Source organism: Nostoc sp. 'Peltigera membranacea cyanobiont' 213 (assembly GCF_002245975.1).
In the GTDB taxonomy this organism is placed as follows: domain Bacteria; phylum Cyanobacteriota; class Cyanobacteriia; order Cyanobacteriales; family Nostocaceae; genus Nostoc.
The window spans coordinates 1-2,865 of record NZ_NOLI01000312.1 but is presented as its reverse complement, the minus strand read 5'-3'; the positions used below and the strand labels follow the sequence as shown (position 1 = coordinate 2,865).

Annotated in this window: 4 protein-coding genes; 2 read left to right on the top strand and 2 right to left on the bottom strand. The window is 47.3% G+C overall.

Features of this window, described 5'->3' with window-relative positions:
- Positions 1-30: 30 nt before the first annotated feature.
- Positions 31-351, bottom strand: a complete 321-nt coding sequence (locus CDG77_RS34435) for a YciI family protein (RefSeq protein WP_234017357.1) — start codon at positions 349-351, stop codon at positions 31-33.
- 209 nt (positions 352-560) lie between these two features.
- Here CDG77_RS34435 and CDG77_RS34430 point away from each other — a divergent pair, with 209 nt between their 5' ends.
- Both CDG77_RS34430 and CDG77_RS38355 read left to right on the top strand, forming a co-directional pair.
- The gene (locus CDG77_RS34430) at positions 561-1,829 is read left to right on the top strand and encodes an RNA polymerase sigma factor (protein WP_094333598.1); all 1,269 of its coding nucleotides are present in this window, start codon (positions 561-563) and stop codon (positions 1,827-1,829) included.
- Between the two features lie 233 nt (positions 1,830-2,062).
- The gene (locus CDG77_RS38355; RefSeq protein WP_223270157.1) at positions 2,063-2,206 is read left to right on the top strand and encodes a hypothetical protein; all 144 of its coding nucleotides are present in this window, start codon (positions 2,063-2,065) and stop codon (positions 2,204-2,206) included.
- A 194-nt stretch (positions 2,207-2,400) separates the two neighbouring features.
- Here CDG77_RS38355 and CDG77_RS34425 read toward each other — a convergent pair whose 3' ends face one another.
- On the bottom strand, positions 2,401-2,745 hold the full coding sequence (locus CDG77_RS34425; RefSeq protein ID WP_143857171.1) for a hypothetical protein: 345 nt from the start codon (positions 2,743-2,745) through the stop codon (positions 2,401-2,403).
- Positions 2,746-2,865 lie beyond the last annotated feature (120 nt).

Here is a 2,865-nt window from a genome sequence, read left to right as displayed (position 1 = left end):
TCCCTGCTCCCTGCCCCTCCGCCTCTTCGGTCAGGGCTGTGCTGGTAGTCCCGCAACTTCGATGACAGGACGGATTTCGACGGTGCCGACTTTTGCACCTGGGATGCGGGTGGCGATCGCAATGGCTTCATCCAAATCCTGAGCATTAACGAGGAAGAATCCACCCAATTGTTCGCGGGTTTCGGCAAATGGTCCGTCGGTCACGAGTGATTTGCCATCACGGACTTGGACACTGGTTGCGGTTGCAACAGGATGGAGTGGAGCCGTCGCCAGAAATTGTCCTTGAGTATGCAAGTCCTGGGCGAGTTGGGCAGATTCCCCATAGCAATGCTCCCGCTCGGTGTCGCTCATGGCGTTTTCGTCCATATAAATCAGCAGCAAATATTTCATTGGGTTGCCTCCTTTGTGATTAAGTCGAACGGGAATTGTCCAAATCGACACCTGAGTGCAAAAATTTTGTCTAGTACAATTGAACTTTATCTCCCTTTATTAGTCAGTCGAACGGCAATTGCTCAAATCGACACCTTGCCCAAAATTCCTTATGTCTTTTTGTGAAAGGTATGGCTTCAATCCCAAAAACAGATGTGGCTCAAGCAATTGCTGCCCTTTATCGAACTGAATGGGGGCGCATTGTCGCTATTCTGATTCGGCTGGTCGGAGATTTTGATGTAGCTGAAGAAGCTGCACAGGCAGCATTTACAGCGGCAGTGAATCAGTGGGAAAGCGACGGTATTCCCGATCGTCCCCGTGCCTGGATTATCCGAACTGCCCGGTACAAGGCGATCGATCGCCTCCGACGACGCACGAAACTGACCGAAAAACTGGAGTGGTATGCGGCATCTGGCTTAATTCCATCCACTGAAGAACCAACCTATGACAGTGATGAAATTGAAGACGATCGCCTGCGATTAATCTTTACCTGCTGTCACCCGGCACTGGCTACGGAAACTCAAGTAGCGTTGACCCTCCGAATGTTGGGTGGACTGGAAACCGACGAAATTGCCCGCGCCTTTCTTATACCGACTGCAACAATGGCACAACGGTTAGTTCGTGCTAAACGCAAAATTCGAGACGCAGGCATTCCTTACAAAGTACCTGAGACGACTGATCTCGCTCCCCGGATAGAGGCAGTCCTGACAGTCATTTATCTCATCTTCAACGAAGGCTATGCTGCAACCAAAGGAGATGCGCTCGTGCGGGCTGACCTCTGCATCAAAGCGATTCGCTTGGGGCAACTGGTGCGGCAATTGCTGGCACCCCAACCCCCATCTGAAGTCACAGCACTGGTGGCGCTGATGTTATTGCACGATTCGCGGCGCAATGCGCGTCTAGATGAGGCAGGCGATTTGATTTTGCTAGAAGATCAGGATCGCAGTCGTTGGAACCATCTACAGATTGCTGAGGCGTTACCTCTGGTAGAGGAAGCGTTGCTCTTTGGAACCGGAGTGTATGCCCTGCAAGCGGCGATCGCCGCCCTCCATTGTCAGGCAACCCGCGCCGAAGAAACAGACTGGGCGCAGATCGTGCGGCTCTATGAGGTGTTGGAACGCTTGCAGCCCTCACCCATTGTTACCTTGAACCGAGCAGTGGCGATCGCAATGGCAGACAGTCCTCAAGCCGCATTTGGACTGATTGATAGCCTTGCTCCAGAACTCGACAGCTATCATCTCTTTCATGCCACCCGTGCAGATTTATTTCGGCGTGTTGGAGCATTAGAGGAAGCGACCCAGAGCTATACACGGGCACTAGAATTAGTGACAAATGACAGTGAGCGTCGTTTTCTGGAACGTCGGTTGCGCGAAGTTCAACCTAACATTCAGTCCGGCTAAGGGTTTACAACAGTTTAAAGCGCCAGGCATCCATGATGCCGTGGAAAAAGAAATGAAAAATCTTCTAACAGGGTGAACTTGTAACTTAACAAAAGGCAAAAGAAGACAAGTCGGCTTAGTACTAAAGTACTGTTATAATCCAATCGTTTCATCAAGTTGTGTTAGGGTGCAGCAAATCACCAATCGGCTCTCTGGCACATCCACATCCACCTCAACTGATAGAGGATTCCGACATGGATAAAAATCCCAGCATTCTCTCGCACGTTTCGATTGGTACTAATGATTTTAAACGAGCGATCGCCATTTGTCGTAGTGCGGTTCCTGCGGCGGCGGCGCGTCTCCAAAAGTTGCCATCGCTCTGTGAATATAGGTTTTGAAAGCATAACGTGTTTAAAGTTTTATTTTATACTTAAAATACTGAGATGCTTGAGGAAAAGGTATTAATCGTATTTTATATCGGATAAAAGATAAGGGTATCTTATTTTGTGTTGTAATCTTGTACTACGATTGTCACTGTAAGCATAAGATGAGCAAGTTGCTCACTTTATGGTTTCAAAGCGGGTTGCTCAACTTATAATCGTGTTTCGTTGAAGATAATCATGCATTGTTCATGAGAGTAAGCAGAAGATTTTAAATGCGACAGAGTGAGAGTTTTAGCTCCATCCAGTAACGCTGTTGCCAATGCTTGAGATAACCAATCTTTGAGAATACCAACACAACCGAAACTGCGTTCGTAGCAAAAATCCCAGTATTTAAGTAAATCAGGCTCTTCTTCAAAAGGTAAATGACGTTGAAAAGTTTGAACAACACCTCTGAAAGCTTTTAAATCTTCTTCATTCTCGACTTTGTATCGCTCAAAATGAATATCCAGGCTGCGCCTGCACAACTGGGCACTCAAGTTACGAAGTATCAACAAGTCATAAGTACCTGCCAGTACAAATTTGACTTGAGTAAGGTTTGCTAGAGTGCCAGTCCAGTAGAAAATATTGACAAATTAACTAGACTATGAATTAGATAAAAGTGACAATTTTTCTGG

Excerpts from the sequence above, each read along its gene's own strand:
- CDG77_RS34435 (WP_234017357.1), bottom strand. The coding sequence starts at position 351 with ATGAGCGACACCGAGCGGGAGCATTGCTATGGGGAATCTGCCCAACTC.
- CDG77_RS34430 (WP_094333598.1), top strand. The coding sequence starts at position 561 with ATGGCTTCAATCCCAAAAACAGATGTGGCTCAAGCAATTGCTGCCCTT.
- CDG77_RS38355 (WP_223270157.1), top strand. The coding sequence starts at position 2,063 with ATGGATAAAAATCCCAGCATTCTCTCGCACGTTTCGATTGGTACTAAT.